The sequence below is a fragment of the Candidatus Pantoea edessiphila genome (assembly GCF_002933345.1).
Taxonomy (GTDB): Bacteria; Pseudomonadota; Gammaproteobacteria; order Enterobacterales; family Enterobacteriaceae; genus Pantoea_C.
Window position 1 is genome coordinate 40,901 of the sequence record NZ_PDKR01000005.1, and the last position, 22,115, is coordinate 63,015.

The following is a 22,115-nucleotide window of genomic DNA, read 5'->3' on the forward strand; positions in this document are numbered from 1 at the left end:
TAAAGAACTTAAGAAAACAATTATGAAGATCAGACAAAATTAATATAAATAAACACATTCATACTTAATTCTATTAAAAAACAAAATAACGGAAGGGTCTTGAATGATGACGAACAAGAATGAAGGCAATCCAGATAAAGAACACTGCTGTTCTTTTTGCGATAAAAATCAAAAAGAAGTTAGAAAATTAATAGCGGGACCATCAGTTTATATATGTGATGAATGTGTTTTTATGTGTAGAGATATTATTTACGAAGAAAATAAAAAGGAAAATCAAAAAGATTATAAAATAAATAAAATTCCTACACCGCATGATATTAACTGTTATCTTGACGATTATGTAGTGGGTCAAGAATTAGCAAAGAAAATATTATCTGTAGCTGTTTATAATCATTATAAAAGACTATTTAGTAATAAGACCAATAATGTAGAGCTAGGCAAAAGCAATATATTACTTATAGGACCGACAGGTAGTGGCAAAACTCTACTAGCTGAAACTCTAGCAAGATTACTAGATGTACCTTTCATCATAGCAGATGCAACCACTTTAACTGAAGCTGGTTATGTAGGTGAAGATGTAGAAAATATAATACAAAAATTATTGCAGAAATGTAATTATGATGTAGAAAAAGCACAGCACGGCATTATATATATTGATGAAATTGATAAAATTTCTAGAAAGTCTGAAAATATTTCTATAACTAGAGATGTTTCTGGAGAAGGTGTTCAACAAGCTCTCCTTAAAATAATTGAAGGTACAATATCAGCGGTACCTCCTCAGGGTGGACGTAAACATCCACAACAAGAATTTATACAAATAGATACTTCAAAAATTCTTTTTATTTGCGGTGGAGCATTTTCAGGATTAGATAAATTTATTTCTCAACGTATTAAAATAGGTTCTGAAATAGGCTTTATAGCTAATGTAAAAAATGAATCAAGTTATCCTTTTGGAAATCAATTAGTTTCACAATGTCAACCAGAAGATTTGATTAAATTTGGATTAATTCCAGAATTTATTGGGCGGTTACCAATTATTACAGTTTTAAATGAATTAAATGAAGAAACATTAATTCAAATTTTACATAAGCCTAAAAATGCACTTGTAAAACAATACAAAACTTTATTTAATCTGGAAGGAGTGGATCTTAAATTTAAAGATAGTGCCTTAATTTCAATTGCTAAAAAAGCAATTGAATATAAGACAGGTGCACGTGGGTTACGTTCAATCATTGAAGGTATATTATTAGATACTATGTATAACCTACCTTCAATGAAAGGAGTATCAGAAGTATTAATTGACCAATTAGTAATTGAAGGAAAATCACCTCCGACTTTGGTTTATATAGATTTAAAATCTCAAGATTATTGCTCAGAATTTAAAGAGTCTTGTAAATGAATATTTGGAATAACTTATTATTCATGCAAATAAAAATAAAGGATAATTACCTTTCTTTTCTTACTATCAATAATATTGAATGTCTAACAATCATCCCCATATGATTAGATATCTTTAAGATTTAAATAAATTAAATGAAAGCTTGAACAAATAATCTATAGTTTCTATCTTGTAAATTTAGAATTAAGAGAGAGCTCTATGAACCCTGAGCGTTCTAAATGCATTGAAATACCCGTATTACCTTTGCGGGATGTAGTAGTATACCCCTATATGGTAATTCCATTATTTGTTGGTCGGGAAAAATCAATCAGATGTCTGGAAGCTGCCATGGATCATGATAAAACAATTATGTTGGTTGCACAGAAAGAAGCTTCAACAGATGAACCTGGAATTAATGATCTCTTTTCAGTAGGAACTATAGCATCGGTTTTACAAATGTTAAAATTGCCAGATGGAACAGTTAAAGTTTTGGTTGAAGGTATACAACGAGCTCATATTAATGCACTAGCTGATAATGGTTATCATTTTGTTGCGAAGGCTGAGTATTTAATTTCGCCCAAAATTGAAGAAAGAGAGCAAGAAGTATTAGTTCGCACAGCTATTAATCACTTTGAAGGATATATAAAACTTAATAAAAAAATTCCTCCCGAAGTTCTAACGTCATTAAATAATATTGATGATGCAGCTAGATTAGCAGATACTGTAGCTGCACATATCCCTTTAAAACTTGGAGATAAACAATCAGTTTTAGAAATGTATGATGTTAATAAACGTCTAGAATATCTAATGGCAATGATGGAGTCTGAAATAGATTTGATACAAGTTGAAAAACGTATTCGAAATCGAGTTAAAAAACAGATGGAAAAAAGTCAACGAGAATATTATCTAAACGAACAAATGAAAGCTATTCAGAAAGAACTTGGGGAAATGGAGGAAACTCCAGATGAATATGAAACTCTAAAAATAAAAATAGAGTCTGCAAAAATGCCGTTAGAAGCGCGTAATAAAGCGGAATCTGAATTACAAAAACTGAAAATGATGTCACCAATGTCAGCAGAAGCAACTGTTGTACGTGGTTATATAGATTGGATGATTCAAGTACCATGGAATAAACGTAGTAAAGTAAAAAAAGATTTATATAGCGCTCAAAAAATATTAGATTCAGATCATTATGGTTTGGAACGTGTCAAAGATCGCATATTAGAATATCTTGCAGTACAAAGCAGGATAAACAAAATTAAGGGACCGATTTTATGTTTAGTTGGACCACCAGGAGTAGGTAAAACTTCTTTAGGTCAATCTATTGCTAAAGCTACTGGTCGTAAATATATTAGAATGGCTCTTGGTGGAGTGCGAGATGAAGCAGAAATTAGAGGTCATAGAAGAACATACATTGGATCTATGCCAGGCAAAATAATCCAAAAAATGGCTAAGATAACAGTAAAAAACCCACTTTTTTTATTAGATGAAATTGATAAAATGTCATCTGATATGCGTGGTGATCCAGCATCTGCTTTACTAGAGGTTCTTGACCCAGAGCAGAACATTGCATTTAATGATCATTATTTAGAAGTTGATTATGATCTTTCTGATGTAATGTTTATTGCAACTTCAAATTCAATGAATATACCAGCACCTCTATTAGATCGAATGGAAGTAATTCGTCTTTCAGGTTATACAGAAGATGAGAAACTAAATATAACAAAACAATATTTACTACCAAAGCAAATTAATTATAATGCACTTAAATTAGGAGAAATAATTATAGAAGATGATGCTATACTTGGTATTATTCGTTATTATACACGTGAAGCCGGCGTTCGTAATTTGGAACGTGAAATTTCGAAATTATGTCGTAAAACTGTAAAATATTTGTTAATGGATAAAACAAAAACAAGAATTTCAATTAATATTCAAAATTTGAAAGATTTTTTAGGAATCCAACGCTTTGATTATGGTCGTGCTGAAGATAAAAATAGAATAGGTCAGGTAACAGGATTAGCGTGGACAGAAGTAGGAGGAGACTTATTAACTATAGAAACTGCATGTATCCCTGGAAAAGGCAAACTTACTTATACGGGTTCCTTAGGTGAAGTTATGCAAGAATCTATTCAGGCTGCATTAACTGTAGTGCGAGCACGTGCTAAAAAGTTAGGCATAAATAAAGATTTTTACGAAAACAGTGATATTCATGTTCATGTTCCAGAAGGTGCAACACCAAAAGATGGTCCTAGTGCTGGAATTGCTATGTGTACTGCTTTAGTCTCTTGTCTAACTTGCAATCCAGTAAGATCTGATGTAGCAATGACAGGTGAAATTACTTTGAGAGGTCAAATATTACCAATTGGTGGATTAAAAGAAAAATTATTAGCTGCACATCGAGGTTATATAAAAACAGTACTTATTCCAAATGATAATAAACGTGATTTACAAGAAATACCAAAAAACATAATTTCTGAATTAAATATTCAACCGGTAAAACGTATTGAAGAAGTCCTGAACATAGCATTAGAAAATGAACCATGTATTATGTGAAATCATTTTTTTATAACGTGATAAAATGATTTAAGGAGACATAAAATGAATAAATCCCAACTAATTAATAAAATTGCTTTAGATGAAGATATTTCTAAATCTGTAGTAGGTCGTGTTTTAGATGCACTAACATGTTCAATTTCTACAGCATTAAAGAGTGGTGATGAAGTTGTCATAGTTGGTTTTGGTAGATTTTCCGTGCGAAACCGTGCTGCTCGTATAGGGAGAAATCCCCAAACAGGTCAAGAAATTAATATTCCTGCAGGTAAAATACCTGGTTTTCGTGCTGGTAAAACGTTAAAAAATGCTATCAATTTATAATAACATAAATTCAAAAATACTTAGTAAATATTATATTTTAGCCATATTATATATATAACTAGCTTTGATCAAGTTTGATGTTAATTAAGAATTTATTTTAAATCTTTACTTAAAAATAAAAATTATGATAGTATTAACATTTTGAATGTTAATTCAAAATGTTTTCAATATCTCTTAAATTGAGTTTTATTACAAGATGAGCAGTTTTGGTACATTATTTAATTCATTAATAACTAGAATTATTTTGGGGCTGGTAATATTAATATTTGTTGTTACTAACATTAGTGGTTATTTAATTCATAATAGAGATTATATAGCTAAGGTTGATGGCCAAAAGATAACATCTATTGAATTAGAGCGTGCGTTTAATTACGAACTAAATCAACAACGACAAAATTTAGGTAATTCTTTTAATGATTTAATAAAAAATAATTTATATTTAAATAATATACGACAACAAGTAATCAATTATTTAATTAACAGATTATTATTAAGCAATTATGCAAATGATTTGAGTTTATGTATAAATGATGATCAACTTAAAAAGGCTATTTTTAACAAACAGATTTTTCAAGTAGATGGTAAATTTGATAATGATAAATATAATAATATCATTAACAAAACAGGATTAACTGCTGATCAATATGTGGAATTATTAAGAAAAGAAATTTCAATTCAACAGTTGATACAGATACTAATAAATAGTGATTTTATATTGAAAGGAGAAGCTAAAAAATTAGGGAATTTATTTTTTCAGAAAAGAATTATTCGTCAAGCTATTATTGATGTAAATTTATTAGCTAAAAAACAAACTGTAAATAACGAAGAAATAAAAGAATATTATCAGCAATATGCAGATGATTTTGTGATACCTGAAAAATTTCGCATTAGTTACATAAAATTAAATGCTAATAATATTAAACAGAAAACTATTAATGAATCTGATATTAAGGATTGGTATAATAAACATAAAGATAATTATTACATTGAAGGTAGAAATAGATATAGAATAATACAAACTAAAACCGAAATCAATGCTAAAAATATTTTACAACAGTTGAATAAAGGTGTATCTTTTTATACATTAGCTAGGACAATGTCAGTAGATCCAATCTCTGCTCGCAAAGGAGGGGATATAGGATGGATGTATTTATCAGCTATACCACAAGAAATAAAAACTTCTAATCTTACAAAAAAGGGGCAAGTATCAGATATAATTAAATTGCCTGAAGGGTTTTTAATTGTATACTTAGATGATATTAAAAAAGGAAGAACTAAATCTTTATCAGAGGTTTATGGTGTTGTTGTTGATGAAATAAAAAAAGAAAATATGTTCAATAGTTTTAATGATATTAATAAAAAAGTTAGTGCAGCAGCTCTCAATAACGATTCTTTAAATGCTGTGGAAACACAAGCTAATATAAAAGCAAATAAAACTACTTGGTTCACTATTGATAAAATACCTAAAGATATTAATTATAATGTTATAAAAGAAGCTTTATCTAACACTGTTAGTGTTGTAGGTACTAATTCTGATGTTATAAAACTAGATAATTACAATTCTATTGTAATTCATATCGATGAACGCAAAGAAAAAAGTTTAAAACCTATTAACCAGGTGAGATTAAAAATCATAAACATAATAAAACAAAAAAAAGCGCAGCAACAAGCAAAACTTAAAGCTTTAAATTTATTAAATGCCAAAGATATAAAAAAATCATTAGCTAAAGAAGGAATAACTTTAAGTAAATATAAAATTATCGGCCGTAATTTTAAAAATCCTATTAACAATAAGGTCTTCGAACTTTTAGAAAATAGTTCTGAAAATAACAATAGAAATGCTTCTTGGGGTTTTGTAGAAGATGAAAAAGGAAACATAGTATTAATTATGTTGAACAAAATAGTTAAAGAACAACATCTGCAAAAAAATCAAATCAATAAACTCATTGATATAATTGAAAAAGATCATTCTCAAATAATGATTAAGATTTTATTAAATAATTTATCTAAACATGCTAGTGTAACATATAATTATGGAGTTGATACTTCATAAGTACTAAGAGCTAATTAATTCTCAAAGAAAATTCAAAATTATAATTTATTTATTGACGATATTTTATATATAAATTCTAATCTAATAAAATCCTGTCTTCCGATGAATCATCATTATAATTAAATCACAAATTTATAAATTAAAATAATTATTTAAATATATTGTTTAATTATATAATTTGTGTTTAATAATAAAAAATAACTAATTATAATAGTTAATCAAGAATTAAATGTTTTTTAAGCATAAAATAATCTTATTTATGTTAATTTTTCGTGTATTACTACTCAAAAAAACTTTCTATAAGTTAAAAATCTTTAATAAAAGATATCCTTTCTTATATAAAAATCATTGAAAAATATATAGTTATAATTAATTAGATAAAAAATAAATAATTTATTATTCTATTTAATAATATTAAAAAACTGAGAATAAATTTGTGCAATTATTTAATAAATTAAGTTGGTATTTTATACTTGAATGGAAACGATACTTAGGTGCAATTATTTTACTAATTATTATCGCTATTATGCAATTATTACCACCATATGTTGTTAGTGTAGTAATCGATGGAGTTACCTATAAACACATGAGCAATGACCACATATTTATGTGGATTATTATAACATTAATAACGGCAATAATAATTTATATATTACGCTATGTTTGGCGTATTTTATTATTTGGAGCATCTTATAAATTAGCAGTTGAGTTGAGAGATGTTTTTTACCGACAACTTAGTATCCAACAAACATCTTTTTATTTAAAATATCGTACCGGAGATCTCATTGCTCGTGTTACACATGATGTTGACTGTGTAGTATTTGCTGCAGGCGAAGGTGTATTAACCTTAGTTGATTCTATAGTAATGAGCGCTATGGTTCTTACAATTATGAGTATACAAATAAATTGGAAGTTAACTTTAATATCTTTAATTCCTATGCCTATTATGGCTTGTTTTATTCATTATTACAGAAAAAAATTATATCAAAATGTTAAAATAGCCCAATCATCTTTTTCTATTCTTAATAATTACATACAAGAAAGTATGACTAGTATTCGTATGATTAAATCGTTTGGTATTGAAAAAAATCAACTAAAAAAATTTATTAGAATTGCGCAAGATAATAGCAATAAAAATATTAATGTTACTAAAATAGATGCACGTTTTGATCCTACAATTTACATTGCTATAGGAATATCAAATATCTTGGCAATAGGTGCTGGAAGTTGGTCCGTATGGCATAATCAAATGACTCTTGGACAACTTACACGCTTTATAATGTATCTTGGCTTAATGATTTGGCCGATGTTGGCATTAGCTTGGACATTTAATATAATTGAACGTGGAAATGCTTCTTGGAATCGTATTAATACTATACTATCAGAAAAACCCTCAGTTACAGATGTACAACAAAAAATAATATTACCTGATTACCCAGGAATTTTAAAAGTTTCGATTAATAAATTTTATTATCCTAATAGTTCAAACTTAGTATTAGAAAATTTACATTTTCAGCTAAAACCAGGAAAAACTTTAGGAATATGCGGTCCTACTGGAAGCGGTAAAAGTACGATACTTAGTTTAATCCAACGTTGTTTTGATGTTAAAGACGGTGATATATTATATCATGGTATATCTTTAAAAGAATTAAAATTAGATATTTGGCGTAATCGCTTAGCAGTTGTAAATCAAACACCCTTTTTATTTTCTGATTCCATATCTGATAATATTAATTTAGGCAAACCAAATGCAGACCAAAAAGAAATAGAAAATGTTGCAAAAATTGCTTGTGTACATGATGATATATTACTTTTAACAGAAGGTTATAAAACAAAAGTTGGTGAAAGAGGTACTCTGCTATCAGGAGGACAAAGACAACGTATTACTTTAGCTAGAGCTTTATTACTTAATTCTGAAATATTAATTTTAGATGACGCTCTATCGGCAATTGATAGTTCTACTGAAAATAAGATTTTAAATAATTTAAAAAATTTTAATAAAAATTATACTCTAATTATAGTCACAAATCATTTATCATCTTTAATTAAAGCTGATGAAATTTTAGTATTGAATGAAGGTAAAATAATAAGTCATGGAAACCATATTAAACTTGTAACAAAACCTGGTTGGTATAGAAATATGTATACCTATCAAAAGTTGGAAACAGCGCTGTATAAATAAGATATTACATAGGAGTGCTGTATGTATAAATCACAACATTGGTGGCCAGTTTTAAAACGCTTGTTATATTATGGAAAAAATTGGAAGAAATATTTTTTATTTGCCATAGCGGTACTATGGTTTGCTGTAGTTATTGAAGTAAGTGGACCTATTTTAATTACCTACTTTATTGATCATTTAGTCTCTAAACATCAAATACCAGGAATGTTATTTAAATGTTTAATCATTATTGTTGTTTTTTTACAATTATTAGCAGCTATATTACATTATTGGCAAGTTTTTTTATTTAATAATTTATCTATTAATGTAATTCAAAAGTTACGTACGGACTTAATGCAAGTAGCTTTATATCAACCACTTAATATTTTTAATAAAAAACCTATTGGTCAAATAATTTCACGTATGACTAATGATACAGAAGTAATTAAAGACTTATATGTATCCGTAATAGCAACAATTTTAAGAAGTACAATTCTAATTGTTACTATGTTAATTGCTATGTTGCTGTTAGATTGGAAGATGGCATTATTAGCCATGATTTTGTTTCCAATGGTTTTATTAGTAATAATTGTTTATCAGTATTATAGTACTCCTATTACTCGTCAAGTAAAAAATTATTTTGCTGATATTAATAATATCTTTAATGAAGTAATAATTGGTATCGATGTAATACAACAATTCCATCAACAGAAGCGTTTTAGAAAACGTATACGTGAAATTAGTGAATTGCATTATTTAGCTAGAATGCAAACATTACGTTTAGATGGTTGTTTGCTTAGACCTTTACTTAATTTATTATCTACTCTGATATTGTGTAGTTTATTGATATTATTTAATTTATACATACATAATATTTTCAAAATAGGTGTTCTTTATGCTTTTATAACATACCTTAGTCGTTTAAATGAACCTTTAGTTCAATTTGCTGCACAACAATCAGTATTGCAGCAAGCAGTTGTTTCAGGTGAACGTATTTTCGAATTAATGGATTCAACAAAACAACAATATGGTTGGGATAATTGTCAGTTAAGTTCAGGAAGTATTGAGCTTAAAAAATTAAATTTTTCGTATGATCACAAACATAATGTTTTAATTGATATTAATTTAAAAATTCCATCTTGTAGTTTTATTGGTATAGTTGGATATACTGGAAGTGGAAAAAGCACACTTGCAAATTTATTAATGGGTTATTATCCAACTAATTACGGTGAAATTTATATTGACAATCGTCCAATAAATCAATTAACACATTCTGCACTTAAGAACGGTATTGCAATGGTGCATCAAGATCCAATAATTCTAGCAGAAAGTATGTTAATGAATATAAGCTTGGGTCGAGATATTAGTGAAAAAGTAATTTGGAATGTATTAGAACAAGTACAATTAATAAATTTAGTTAATTCTATGTCTAAAGGCATTTATACTAAATTAGGTGAACGAGGTAGTACTTTATCAGCAGGACAAAAACAATTGTTATCTTTAGCACGTGTATTAGTAAAATTACCTAAAATTATTATTTTAGATGAAGCCACTGCTAATATTGATTATGGTACTGAAAAAGCTATACAACAGACGCTATATAAACTAAAAAACAATATTACATTAATAGTTATAGCACATCGATTTTCCACTATAATGAATGCTGATAATATATTGGTTCTACAAAAAGGAAAGATAACAGAGAAAGGAAAACATCAACAATTAATACTAAATAAAGGACAATATTGGCAAATGTATCAATTACAACAAGCTAAAAACAATTTTATATAATAAATGTAACTTATAAGTTCATTCTATGATTACAATATACTAAATTATTAAATTAATATGTTAATTAATATGATTATATCAACATAAAATTCATATAAAACTTGCAATTTTTAACTTTTATACTTAAAATATTAAGTGATTGTTTATTTATAAATAACCAAAAAATCGGTGTGCTTGTTGGTTCTTTTGCAATGTCAGCTTGTTAACTAGGTCAGGTCTGGAAAGAAGCAACCATAACAAGTTATACATGTGCTGAAATGTAACTAACAGGGACACCAATACTAGTATTAATGTTCCTATACCAGTTTATTAATTAACTAAAAAATTCCATATATAAAAAGATTTACTATTAATAATAATATTAAATTAACGTACAAATCTCCATACACAACTAGGAACTTTATCATAGAGTTTGTTCATTGTTAGCTCTGCTAATCTATGATCTGCTGCTGAATAAAATATAGCTAATTGATCATCAGATAGTTTATATTTATTTTTTTCAATAATTCTTTCAAGAGTATCAATTGAACGACAACGTCTAAGTCTCATTAAATAATCTATTTTTGTTAAGGATTTGTTCATAAAAAAACCATTTTAAAATACGTATTTTTATACAATAAATAGTTAAATTAATAAATAATTTTAAATCAATCTCTTGTAGATGTGCATTCATTTATTAACGTATGTTTTGTTACTAAAACAAATGTAATATCAATTATTATGTTTTATCTTTAATAGTTAGATAGTGAATTAATACAATGTATATATAATAAAAGTATAGTAAAATTTATATATTGTGCTTTTTAAATTGCATTAATGATAATGTCTTGTATGATTTATAAATAACTTAATTTGTATTATTGTGATTTTAAAAATTGTTAATTTTAGATATGTTTTTTAAAAAACAAGTATTTGTATGTTAAATATTTAAATTATTAATAATTTAAATATTTATTAGATAATTATGATTTATTTTTATTTTATGTATATTATTTAGATAAGTTTAATCATATTGGATTGATTATTTGATTAGTACAGTACAATTTATCTTTATAAGAAGATATTATATATAATTATTAAAACAAAATTTTTATTTTATGACTTATACAGTACTTGCGAGAAAATGGCGACCCAAAATTTTTTCTGACGTTGTTGGACAGGAACATGTTCTAATGGCATTAATGAATGGGTTGTCTTTAGGAAGAATTCATCATGCTTATCTTTTTTCAGGCATAAGAGGTGTTGGTAAAACAACTATTGCACGTATTTTAGCTATGTGTTTTAGTTGTAAAATTGGTATTACAGTAATTCCATGTGGTAAGTGCACTAATTGTTTAGAAATTTTAAAAGGTAAATTTATAGATTTAATTGAAGTTGATGCTGCTTCTAGAACCAAAGTAGAAGATATGCGTGATTTACTTGATAACATTCAGTATGCACCAGTAAATGGCAGATTTAAAATCTATTTAATAGATGAAATACATATGCTATCACGTCATAGTTTTAATGCTTTGTTAAAAAATTTAGAAGAACCTCCTTTGCATGTAAAATTTTTAATTGCTACTACTGATCCAGACAAGATTCCTGCAACTATATTATCACGTTGTATGAAACTGCATCTTAAAAAACTTGATGATATTCAGATTAGTAAGAAAATTAATTATATTTTACAAAAGGAAGGAATTTTTAGTGAATCAGGTACAATAGAGATAATATCTAGAGCAGCAGATGGGAGCATGAGAGATGCTTTAAGTCTCACTGATCAAGCTATTGCAATAGGTAATGGCCACATTACTAATGTTGGCATAAATTCAATGTTAGGTATCTCTAACAATGAATATCCTTTATGCTTAATTGAAGCTTTAGTTGAAGGTGATGGTGAAAAAATTATGAATTTATTAGATATCATTTCATCTATAGGATGTGTAGATTGGGAAGTATTGTTAATAGATATGTTACGTTTATTACATCGTGTTTTAATGATTCAACTAATACCTTCTTCATCAAATGAAGAAAAATATGACAATATTTCGCGTTTAAATAAATTAGCAAAAACAGCATCTCCTAATGAATTACAACTTTATTACCAAATAATTTTAATGGGACGAAAAGACCTATTAATCGCTCCAAACTACCGTATAGGAATTGATATAACATTATTACGTGCATTAGCATTTCGTTTTAAAAATTGAATAGATTAAAATATTTTATTATCAATCCTATATTGAATATAAAATAATACATTGAACATTAAATAATACAAAAATGTAATAATTGCATAATTATGATTAAAATAAGTACTTCATATACTTAATAGATATTAAAATATATTTTAAGATGATTAATTATTCTAAAAAAATTATAATTAAGTATTTAAAATAGCTTACATTAAATAAAAAATAAATTTATCTTTAATTGAGAGAATATTATGTTTGGCAAAGGCGGATTAAGTAATTTAATGAAACAAGCTAAACAAATGCAAGACAAAATGGCTAAAGTTCAAAAAGAAATTGCAATATTAGAAGTAACTGGTGAATCAGGTGCAGGCTTGGTTAAAGTTACTATCAACGGTGTATATAACTGTAAACGAATAGAAATAGCTCAAAGCTTACTAGAAGATGATAAAGATATGTTAGGAGATCTGATTGCAGCAGCATTCAATGATGCTGCACGTCGTATTAATGATATCCAAAAAGAAAAAATGGCTTCTTTATCTTTAGATATGGAAATACCATTAGGTTTTAAAATGCCTTTTTAAATAAAAAAATTATTAATTAAAATAATGAATGATTAATAAAAAAGTAATATTTAATAATTATTATATTATCCTGATAATATAATTAAATAAAAATTTATATTTTATATTATTAATAAATATATTAAAATAGTTTATTATGTAATAAAAAAATAAATTTTTATAAAACTGTCATTTATATTAGTAACTTATTTAATAAATAAGTTTTTATTCTACGAGTTAGCTAGATGCTATCATTAAATATTATATTTTTTATTTCATTTGATATCAAGTTTATTGAGGTATAAATTGCTATGAAAGAAAAAGAAACTAGAGATTTTCAATCAGAGGTTAAACAACTTTTACATTTAATGATTCACTCCCTTTATTCTAATAAAGAAATTTTTTTAAGAGAACTGATATCCAATGCATCAGATGCAGCTGATAAATTACGTTTTCTTGCTTTATCTAATTCTAAATTATATGAAGATGATAGTGAATTACATGTAAGAATTTCGATTAATAAAAATAATCGAACAATCAAGATTAATGATAATGGTATTGGAATGAGTCGTCAAGAAGTTATCGATAATATTGGCACTATTGCAAAATCTGGTACTAAATTATTTCTTGAATCAATTGATTCTAATAATTCCAAAGATAAACTTATTGGTCAATTTGGAGTAGGTTTTTATTCATCATTTATTGTAGCAGATAAAGTTTCCATACGTAGTAGGGCAGCTGGTTTGCCTATAGATGAAGGAGTATTTTGGGAATCAACAGGCGAAGGTGAATATACTATTGCAAATGTTAGAAAATCAGAAAGAGGCACTGAAATAACATTACATCTACGTAAAGGAGAAAATGATTTTTTAGACATATGGAATATACGTAGAATTATTAGTAAATATTCTGATCATATTGCTTTATCAGTAGAAATTGAAACACAAAACAAAGAAAATAATACTACTGAATGGGAAAAGATAAATAAAGCAAAAGCATTATGGACTCGCAATAAATCTGAAATTAAAAATGAAGAATATAATGAATTTTACAAGCATATTACTCATGATTTTAAAGAACCATTAGCATGGAGTCATAATAAAGTAGAAGGTAAACAAGAATATATTAGTTTATTATATATTCCTTCACATGCACCTTTTGATATGTGGAATCGTGATCATAAAAGTGGAATTAAACTATATGTAAAACGTGTTTTTATAATGGATGATGCTAAACAATTTATACCTAATTATTTACGTTTCGTACGTGGCTTAATTGATTCTAGTGACCTTCCACTTAATATATCCAGAGAAATTTTACAAGATAGTAAAATCACAAAGAATTTATGTACAGCATTAACTAAACGTGTACTTCAAATGTTAGAAACATTAGCTAAAAATGATAATGAGAAATATAAAATCTTTTGGAAAGAATTTGGTTTGGTTTTAAAAGAAGGTCCAGCTGAAGATAGTATTAATTACAAAAATATAGTTAAATTGCTAAGATTTACTTCAACAAAAAACAATACTAGTGAGCAAACAATTTCAGTAGAAGACTATATTAATCGAATGAAAGAAGGTCAAGATAAAATTTATTTTATTACCTCTGATAGTTATACTGCAGCTAAAAGCAGCCCTAATTTAGAATTGTTTCATAAAAAAGATATAGAAGTTTTATTACTTTCAGATCGTATAGATGAATGGATGATGAATAATTTAAATGAATTTGAAGGTAAAAAATTCCAATCTGTTAGTAAAGTAGATGATTCATTAAATAAATTATTAGATAAAGAAATTAAAGAACAGAAAAAAATAGAAAAAACATTAGAACCATTTGTAAAAAGAGTGAAAGATTTGTTAGATAACAGAGTAAAAGAAGTTCGATTGACTCACCGTCTTACTAATACTCCAGCAGTTGTTACGACTGATATAAATGAAATGACAACACAAATGGCAAAACTATTATCAGCAGCTGGAAAAGATTTACCAGATGTTAAGTATATTTTTGAAATAAATCCGAACCATCCAATGGTAAAACGAATATCAGATATTAAAAATGATATTGATTTTAATGAATGGATTGAATTATTGTTAGAACAATCTCTTTTAGCAGAATGTGGTACTTTAGAAGATCCTAATAAATTTATTATTAGAATGAATAAATTATTAATGATATAAAATTTAATTAAATTCATTATTTTTTAATAAAATAAATAACAATGACTAGTATTCGTTATAAATGATAATAATAGTAAGAGGTATTGTTTTTGCTATAATAATGGGCATAGTATAATTTATAATATATTATTAAATAAATTATATCTATACTCAAGGAGATTTTTGTGATGCGTATCGTTTTGCTCGGACCTCCGGGTACAGGTAAAGGTACTCAAGCTCAATTCATCATAGAAAAATACGGTATTCCTCAAATCTCTACAGGAGATATGTTACGTAATCTAATAAATAAAAATACAGAAATTGGTAAATCAACAAAAACTATAATGGATCAAGGAAAGTTAATTACAGATGAAATAATTATTTCATTAGTAAATGATCGAATTTGTCATAAAGACTGTAAAAATGGTTTTTTATTAGACGGTTTTCCTAGAACCATTTGTCAAGCAAATGCTATGAAAAAAATAGGTATAAAAATAGATAATGTTTTGGAATTTATTGTTCCTAATGAATTAATAATGAAACGTATAATAGGTCGCAGGATACACATACCATCAGGTCGAGTTTATCATGTATTATTTAATCCTCCTAAATTAGAAAACAAAGATGATATAACTGGTGAAAAATTAGATATTCGTAAAGATGATCAAGCAAATGTACTCCTCGATAGACTTAAAGAATATCATCGAATTACAGCTCCATTGATCAAATATTATAAAAACGAAGCTAAATTAGGTAATGTTGTTTATTCTAAAATAGATGGCTCTAAAAAAGTATCTGAAGTAAGCTCACAAGTAATTAAAATTCTTGGATAGTAAAAATATTAGTATTAAAAATACAAAAATATTATAGTTATAATATTATTTTTTTAAATAAGCTTGTATAAACTATCGAGGAATAATTATGAGTAAAATTAATCCTGGTGTACTATTAGTTAATCTAGGTACTCCCGATTGTCCTACTAGATCAGCAATTAGGCGTTATTTAAGACAGTTTTTAAGTGATAAGCGCGTTATCAATATACCGTATTTAATTTGGTGGCCAATTCTTAATGGTATTATTTTACCATTAAGATCTATATACTTATCAAAAATGTATATTTCCATATGGAGAAATGAAGGATCTCCTCTACTTATAAATACTAAACATCAAAGAGATGCATTAGAATTGGCTTTAAATATACCAGTAGAAATTGGAATGAATTACGGCAATCCTAGTATAAAAAATTCAGTATACAAATTAATAAAAAAAGGCATAAATAGACTAATTGTACTGCCTTTATATCCACAATTTTCTTCTGCAACAGTAGCTGCAGTATGGGATAATTTAAGCAAAGTATTTAAAAATTATAAATCGTTGCCTGATATATGTTTTATTAGAGATTATGCAGATCATCCAGCCTATATAAATGCACTTAAAATTTGCGTTGAACGTTCTTTTAAACAACATGGTAAACCAGATATATTAGTTGTTTCTTATCATGGAATTCCACAACGATTAGTTGCGGAAGGGGATGATTATCATCAACGTTGTTTAGACACTACTAATGCATTAATTAAAGAACTTGGATTGACTAATAAACAGTTTATAATAACTTTTCAATCACGTTTTGGATATGAACCTTGGTTAACTCCGTATACTGATAAAACTATACAAAGTCTACCTTCTAAAGGAATTAAATATATCCAAGTAATTAGCCCTGGTTTTTCTTCTGATTGTTTAGAAACGCTAGAAGAGTTAGATAGTCGTAATAGAAATTTTTTTATGAATTCTGGAGGAGAGAGGTTTGAATATATTCCTGCTCTAAATGCAGAAAGTGCTCATATTGATATGATGTGTCAATTAGTAAATCAATTTTTATAAATTCGTTGGCAATGATGTATTATCTTTTTCAAAAGTATTTTTAAGAGTTCTTAATATACTGTTAGCAATTTCACGCTCACCCATGACCACTTTATTAGCACCTCGTGCCATAATATAATTTACCTCATCATCATAATGAGCTCTTGCAATAATTTCAATATTTTGATTTTTTTCTCTTACTGTGTTAACAACTTCCCCTGCTTCATATCCATTTGGAATGGTGAGTAATAACCAACGTGCATAATCTAAATTAGTCAAGTTAATAATATCTTCATGAGTAGCGTTTCCAAGAACAGCATTAATATTTTTTTTTCTTAATTCTTCAACCATTGGTCCAGAATTTTCAACAACCACTAATGGTATACCTATCTCATTTAATTTTTTTCCTACTATACTTCCAACACGACCATAGCCTATAATTACTGCATGGTTAGTAATATTTACTGGGATTTGTTGTTTTTTTTCTTCTTTTTCTTTAAAATTTTGTTTTTGTATATCTGCAGTTTTGGCTAAATAACGTTCTACTAAAGAAAATAATATTGGATTTATTATTATTGAAAGAATAGCTGCAGCTAAAACCAAACTACGTACTTCATTATTTAGTAATCCTAAAGCAATACCTAATCCAGTTAGAATAAATGCAAATTCACCAATCTGTGCTAAGCTAACTGAAATTGTTAAAGCAGTTCGACGTGAATGTCCTAATAATATAACTAAAGTCCAAGCTACTATTGATTTTCCAACAATAATAATGATTAATGATCCTAATACTGCCATAGGTTGTTTAATCAAAATCATTGGATCAAATAACATTCCTACAGAAACAAAAAACAATACAGCAAATGCATCTCTTAAAGGAAGAGTATCATGAGCTGCACGATGACTTAATTCAGATTCATTTAATGCCATTCCAGCAAAAAAAGCACCAAGAGCAAAAGAAACTTTAAAAAATTTTACAGCACCAAATGCAATACCTAGTGCCAATGCTAAAACTGCTAAAGTAAATAATTCACGTGAACCTGTAGCAGCACTTTTAGCAAGTATCCAAGGTATAGCTCGACGACCTACGATCATCATTAATGCCATAAAGGTAATAACCTTGCTTGCTGTTAATAAAAAATCTATTAACAACATATTAAAATTTGTATTACCTTTTCTTAATATACTAGCTATAGTTGGCAACAAGACTAGTGCAAGTACCATTACTATATCTTCGACAATTAACCAACCTATAGCAATTTGACAACGTTGACTGTTAATTAATTTTTTTTCTTCTAATGCACGCATAAGTACTACTGTACTTGCTGTTGATAAAGATAGACCAAAAACTAAACCAGTTGACCATGACCAACCTATCATCCATGATAAACCCATTCCTAATAAGGTTGCCATAGTAATTTGAGCAATAGCTCCAGGAATTGCTATATCTTTTACTGATAGTAAATCTACTAAAGAGAAATGCAAACCAATACCAAACATAAGTAGAATTACACCTAATTCTGCTAATTCAGGTATTAGATTAATATCTGCAACAAATCCTGGAGTAAAAGGACCAGCTAAAACACCTGCAGCTAAATAACCTACTAAAGGAGAAATTCTTAAACGATTTGCTAGCATTCCAAAAATAAAAGATAAAATAAATGCACCGACAATAGTATTAATTAATGGTGTTGGATGATGCATATTTATTTCCTCTATATAAATTTATTTTGCTATAAGATTTAATCTTAATACATTAGCAGCATGAGTGATATTAGATTAATTATTTTTTAAATTATTAAATTTAATTTATTATAATATTTAAGAACTAGTCTAATTGATATATTTATTTTATAAAATTAAATAAGAGGCAACAATTTTAAAAAAAGTTAAATAATAGTTATTTTTTTAAAGTATCAAGAATAAAGAAGTTAAAATATATTACCTAATTTAAAATTAATATAGATTTTTAAACAATTATGTAAACAAAATTAATAAACATAATTATTTAATAATTAATAAATAATTTTATCTAAAAAAATAATATTTTTATTTTAACAAATTTTAATTTAATTTTAATAAACGCATTAATTTCAAACACATTAATTCTTTAAAATATTAAGCATAATCTTTATTTAAGATTAAAGTAAAAATAGCTAGTACATTTAAAATGTTAATGAAATAAAACCTAAAATACTAATTAAGTATTTAAAATATATTTTATTGAAACTATTTTTTATTTTTGTTTAACTTTTTAAGTTAAAGATATTTTATCTATCTTATTTTAGTAGTTACTAATTAACTATTATTATATTATAATCAATAAAAAATTATAGGATTACTAATTAATAAATTATATAAAAATTTGTTTATTTTTAGTGTTTTAATAGTATATAAGTATAAAAAAAGATACATAATTGTAAATTAAATATTTAATTATTGTTTACTAATAGTTAATATTATGTAATACAACTTAAATATAAACGATTATACTTATTTAAACAAGTATCCAATATTATTTTAAGAATTTATATTTTATTAATAATTTTATTAACTGCATATGAATAAGCTTGTAAGGATATAATTAAATCATCTAGATTTATTGATTCTTTAGGGTTATGACTAATACCTAAATGATTGCGTATAAATAACATACCAATTGGCCAACATTCTGCAATAGCAATTGCATCATGACCTGCTCCACTTGGTAATAACAAGCATCTTCCTTGTAATTCTTGTATTGAATTAAATAAAATTTTTTGTAATTTAATGTCACATACTGTTGCAGAAGTTCTATAATATTCTTTAAATTCAAAAGATAATTTTCTATTATTAGCAATAATGTTAGCTTCTTTTAGTAAAGTAGTAGATAAAGATTCTAACAAACTGTCTTTAGGACCTCTTATATCTAATGAAAAATCTACTTCTCCAGGAATTACATTGGTTGCTCCAGGTTTGCAATTTAAAAAACCAACTGTAGCTACTAATTGGGGATGTTTTTTGCAAGTATTGTGTTCGACGAATGTCATCCATTCAGCAAAAGCAACTAAAGCATCTTTACGATAGTACATCGGAACGGTACCAGCATGTCCAGACTGTCCAATAAATCTGCAATTAAAACGGCGTGCACCATGAATAGTTGTTACAACACCTAGTGGTAGGTTTTCATTATCTAAACAAGGACCTTGTTCTATATGAAATTCGATATAAGCCACAATATCTTTTATATTTCTAGAAGCATCTTTAATTTTCCTGATATCAAGTCCAAAGTTAGTCATAGCTTCACTTATAGTAATTCCATCCTTATCAGTATATAATAACCATTCTTTTTTCCAAGTTCCAGTTAAGCCTCGACTGCCAAGAAGTGTTATTCCAAATCTAGTACCTTCCTCATCACCAAATCCTATAACTTCAATGGCTAATTTTAATCTTGTTTGGTTTTTATTCAACCAATATACTATCTCAATAGCAGTTAAGACCCCTAATATACCATCATAACGACCAGCATTCCTTACTGTATCTAAATGGGAACCTAAAACAATTGCAGGAGAATTAATATACTTTGATTCATAGCGACCGCAAATATTACCCACTTCATCCTGTCTGACTATCATACCTGCTTTTTTCATCCAATTTCCTACTAATTCATTAACTAATGAATGCTCTGGAGATAAATATAGACGTGTTATTCCAATTTTCATACATGTTATTTTAGCTAATTTATTACAACGAAACATAACACGTTTAGCAGATATTATTGCTTCATCAATTCCTATCATTTTGTTTTTTAATGTCATAATAGTTCCATGCAGCTTGTAATGCAGCTCCCTGTACTGTAATATATCCAAGATGGTTTAAAACTGCATCTAATGCAGAAAGAGTTTGCATTACACAGTCTTTACGAGCATTATAACCCATTGTACCAATGCGCCAAATTTTACCATCTAATGGACCAAAAGAAGTGCCTATTTCAATTGAGAAATCTTCTAGCATCAACCTTCTTACTTGATTGCCATTAATATTTGATGGAATGATCACCCCTAGAATATTATTCATTTTATATTTTGTATTGCCAAAAATTTCAAGCCCCATGCCTTTTATCCCTTGCAATATAGCTTCACCATGTATTTTATGACGATAAATATTTTCTTCTAATCCATCTTGTAAAATAATACGTGCACATTCTCTAGCTCCATAAAGTGCAGTAGTAGCTTCAGTATGATGATTAAGACGTTCTGGACCCCAATAATCCATGATCATTCCAAGATCAAAGTAATTAGAATATATCATTTCATTACAACCATTTTTATGTAATTGAGTACGAATACCTTCTTCTATACATTTACGTTTTCTAATTACTCCTTCTATTTTAGGACTTAAAGTAATAGGTGAGGTACCTGAAGGTCCTCCAAGACATTTTTGCATTCCAGCAGATACAGCATCCAACCCCCATTTATCTGTTTCTAATATATTACCACCTAATGATGCAGTAGCATCAGTATAAAACAATACATTATATTTTTTACATATAATACCTAGTTCTTTTAGAGGTTGTAACATGGTAGTTGATGTATCGCCATGTACTGTAAGTAATAATTTTGGTTTTATTTTTTTTATAGCATCTTCTACTCTATCAGGGGTTACAATTTCTCCCCATGGTACTATTATACTATAAACTTTTGCATGACAGCGACGTGCAATCTCACATAATAAATAACCAAATCTTCCAAAAACTAAAACTAATACTTTATCATTAGGATGGATTACAGATACTAATATAGATTCAATACCCGCTCGAGAAGTTCCATTTATTAATAAAGTCCAATTATTTCTTGTTCGAAATAAACTACGATAAAGTATCATGATTTCATTCATATAATGATTCATAGCAGGATCATATTGACCTATCAATTGACTTGACATAGCGTGTAGAATACGAGGATCGACATTAATAGGTCCTGGTCCCATAAGTAAACGTTGTGGTAAATTAATTTGCTTATATTTTATAATATCCATTTCTTAGTTCCCTGTTAAATAATTATTAATTAATATAAAGAAAGTAAATGTTATCTTTAACAAAGATAATATAATAAATTATTTTA

Annotated in this window: 14 protein-coding genes, 1 other RNA gene and 1 pseudogene; 12 read left to right on the top strand and 4 right to left on the bottom strand. The window is 27.1% G+C overall.

What is annotated here, in order from left to right; genetic code table 11:
- Positions 1-106: 106 nt before the first annotated feature.
- From clpX to ffs, 7 genes are all read left to right on the top strand, one after another.
- Positions 107-1,399: an ATP-dependent Clp protease ATP-binding subunit ClpX gene (gene clpX / locus CRV09_RS03295; RefSeq protein WP_136132711.1), complete on the top strand. Its 1,293-nt coding sequence runs from the start codon at positions 107-109 to the stop codon at positions 1,397-1,399.
- Positions 1,400-1,597: 198 nt separating this feature from the next.
- A complete protein-coding gene (gene lon / locus CRV09_RS03300; RefSeq protein WP_136132712.1) occupies positions 1,598-3,934 on the top strand; it encodes an endopeptidase La in 2,337 nt (778 codons plus the stop codon).
- Positions 3,935-3,979: 45 nt separating this feature from the next.
- The gene (locus tag CRV09_RS03305) at positions 3,980-4,255 is read left to right on the top strand and encodes an HU family DNA-binding protein (protein WP_136132713.1); all 276 of its coding nucleotides are present in this window, start codon (positions 3,980-3,982) and stop codon (positions 4,253-4,255) included.
- Positions 4,256-4,451: 196 nt separating this feature from the next.
- Positions 4,452-6,308, top strand: a complete 1,857-nt coding sequence (gene ppiD / locus CRV09_RS03310) for a peptidylprolyl isomerase (protein WP_136132714.1) — start codon at positions 4,452-4,454, stop codon at positions 6,306-6,308.
- A gap of 436 nt (positions 6,309-6,744) precedes the next feature.
- The gene (locus CRV09_RS03315; protein WP_136132715.1) at positions 6,745-8,490 is read left to right on the top strand and encodes a SmdA family multidrug ABC transporter permease/ATP-binding protein; all 1,746 of its coding nucleotides are present in this window, start codon (positions 6,745-6,747) and stop codon (positions 8,488-8,490) included.
- 21 nt (positions 8,491-8,511) lie between these two features.
- Positions 8,512-10,260 (top strand): SmdB family multidrug efflux ABC transporter permease/ATP-binding protein, encoded by a 1,749-nt coding sequence (locus CRV09_RS03320; RefSeq protein WP_136132716.1) that lies wholly within the window; start codon positions 8,512-8,514, stop codon positions 10,258-10,260.
- Between the two features lie 175 nt (positions 10,261-10,435).
- Positions 10,436-10,532, top strand: an RNA gene (gene ffs / locus CRV09_RS03325) — signal recognition particle sRNA small type.
- A 94-nt stretch (positions 10,533-10,626) separates the two neighbouring features.
- Here ffs and CRV09_RS03330 read toward each other — a convergent pair.
- Positions 10,627-10,842: an HHA domain-containing protein gene (locus CRV09_RS03330; RefSeq protein ID WP_136132717.1), complete on the bottom strand. Its 216-nt coding sequence runs from the start codon at positions 10,840-10,842 to the stop codon at positions 10,627-10,629.
- Positions 10,843-11,357: 515 nt separating this feature from the next.
- Here CRV09_RS03330 and dnaX point away from each other — a divergent pair.
- From dnaX to hemH, 5 genes and pseudogenes are all read left to right on the top strand, one after another.
- Positions 11,358-12,446: pseudogene (dnaX, locus tag CRV09_RS03335) on the top strand (DNA polymerase III subunit gamma/tau); the annotation flags it as partial.
- A gap of 242 nt (positions 12,447-12,688) precedes the next feature.
- A complete protein-coding gene (locus CRV09_RS03340; RefSeq protein ID WP_136132719.1) occupies positions 12,689-13,018 on the top strand; it encodes a YbaB/EbfC family nucleoid-associated protein in 330 nt (109 codons plus the stop codon).
- 284 nt (positions 13,019-13,302) lie between these two features.
- A complete protein-coding gene (gene htpG, locus CRV09_RS03345) occupies positions 13,303-15,174 on the top strand; it encodes a molecular chaperone HtpG (protein ID WP_136132720.1) in 1,872 nt (623 codons plus the stop codon).
- A 167-nt stretch (positions 15,175-15,341) separates the two neighbouring features.
- Positions 15,342-15,986: an adenylate kinase gene (gene adk / locus CRV09_RS03350; RefSeq protein ID WP_136132721.1), complete on the top strand. Its 645-nt coding sequence runs from the start codon at positions 15,342-15,344 to the stop codon at positions 15,984-15,986.
- A gap of 88 nt (positions 15,987-16,074) precedes the next feature.
- Positions 16,075-17,034, top strand: a complete 960-nt coding sequence (gene hemH / locus CRV09_RS03355) for a ferrochelatase (protein ID WP_136132722.1) — start codon at positions 16,075-16,077, stop codon at positions 17,032-17,034.
- Here the strand turns inward: hemH and ybaL are convergent.
- The 3 genes from ybaL to CRV09_RS03370 all read right to left on the bottom strand — a co-directional run bounded on the left by ybaL (position 17,029) and on the right by CRV09_RS03370 (position 22,029).
- Complete coding sequence (gene ybaL, locus CRV09_RS03360; protein WP_136132723.1) at positions 17,029-18,717, bottom strand: YbaL family putative K(+) efflux transporter; 1,689 nt, start codon at positions 18,715-18,717, stop codon at positions 17,029-17,031. The two genes, hemH and ybaL, sit on opposite strands and share 6 nt — an antisense overlap.
- Positions 18,718-19,541: 824 nt before the next feature.
- On the bottom strand, positions 19,542-20,810 hold the full coding sequence (gene hpxK / locus CRV09_RS03365; RefSeq protein WP_241973714.1) for an allantoate amidohydrolase: 1,269 nt from the start codon (positions 20,808-20,810) through the stop codon (positions 19,542-19,544).
- Positions 20,779-22,029, bottom strand: coding sequence for a pyridoxal-phosphate-dependent aminotransferase family protein (locus CRV09_RS03370; protein WP_136132724.1), 1,251 nt, complete (start codon positions 22,027-22,029; stop codon positions 20,779-20,781). Before CRV09_RS03370 ends, hpxK begins: the two co-directional genes overlap by 32 nt.
- Positions 22,030-22,115: the final 86 nt, after the last annotated feature.

Excerpts from the sequence above, each read along its gene's own strand:
- hemH (WP_136132722.1), top strand. The coding sequence starts at position 16,075 with ATGAGTAAAATTAATCCTGGTGTACTATTAGTTAATCTAGGTACTCCC.
- CRV09_RS03340 (WP_136132719.1), top strand. The coding sequence starts at position 12,689 with ATGTTTGGCAAAGGCGGATTAAGTAATTTAATGAAACAAGCTAAACAA.
- CRV09_RS03330 (WP_136132717.1), bottom strand. The coding sequence starts at position 10,842 with ATGAACAAATCCTTAACAAAAATAGATTATTTAATGAGACTTAGACGT.
- CRV09_RS03305 (WP_136132713.1), top strand. The coding sequence starts at position 3,980 with ATGAATAAATCCCAACTAATTAATAAAATTGCTTTAGATGAAGATATT.
- ybaL (WP_136132723.1), bottom strand. The coding sequence starts at position 18,717 with ATGCATCATCCAACACCATTAATTAATACTATTGTCGGTGCATTTATT.
- hpxK (WP_241973714.1), bottom strand. The coding sequence starts at position 20,810 with ATGACATTAAAAAACAAAATGATAGGAATTGATGAAGCAATAATATCT.
- CRV09_RS03320 (WP_136132716.1), top strand. The coding sequence starts at position 8,512 with ATGTATAAATCACAACATTGGTGGCCAGTTTTAAAACGCTTGTTATAT.
- lon (WP_136132712.1), top strand. The coding sequence starts at position 1,598 with ATGAACCCTGAGCGTTCTAAATGCATTGAAATACCCGTATTACCTTTG.
- adk (WP_136132721.1), top strand. The coding sequence starts at position 15,342 with ATGCGTATCGTTTTGCTCGGACCTCCGGGTACAGGTAAAGGTACTCAA.
- clpX (WP_136132711.1), top strand. The coding sequence starts at position 107 with ATGACGAACAAGAATGAAGGCAATCCAGATAAAGAACACTGCTGTTCT.
- CRV09_RS03370 (WP_136132724.1), bottom strand. The coding sequence starts at position 22,029 with ATGGATATTATAAAATATAAGCAAATTAATTTACCACAACGTTTACTT.
- ppiD (WP_136132714.1), top strand. The coding sequence starts at position 4,452 with ATGAGCAGTTTTGGTACATTATTTAATTCATTAATAACTAGAATTATT.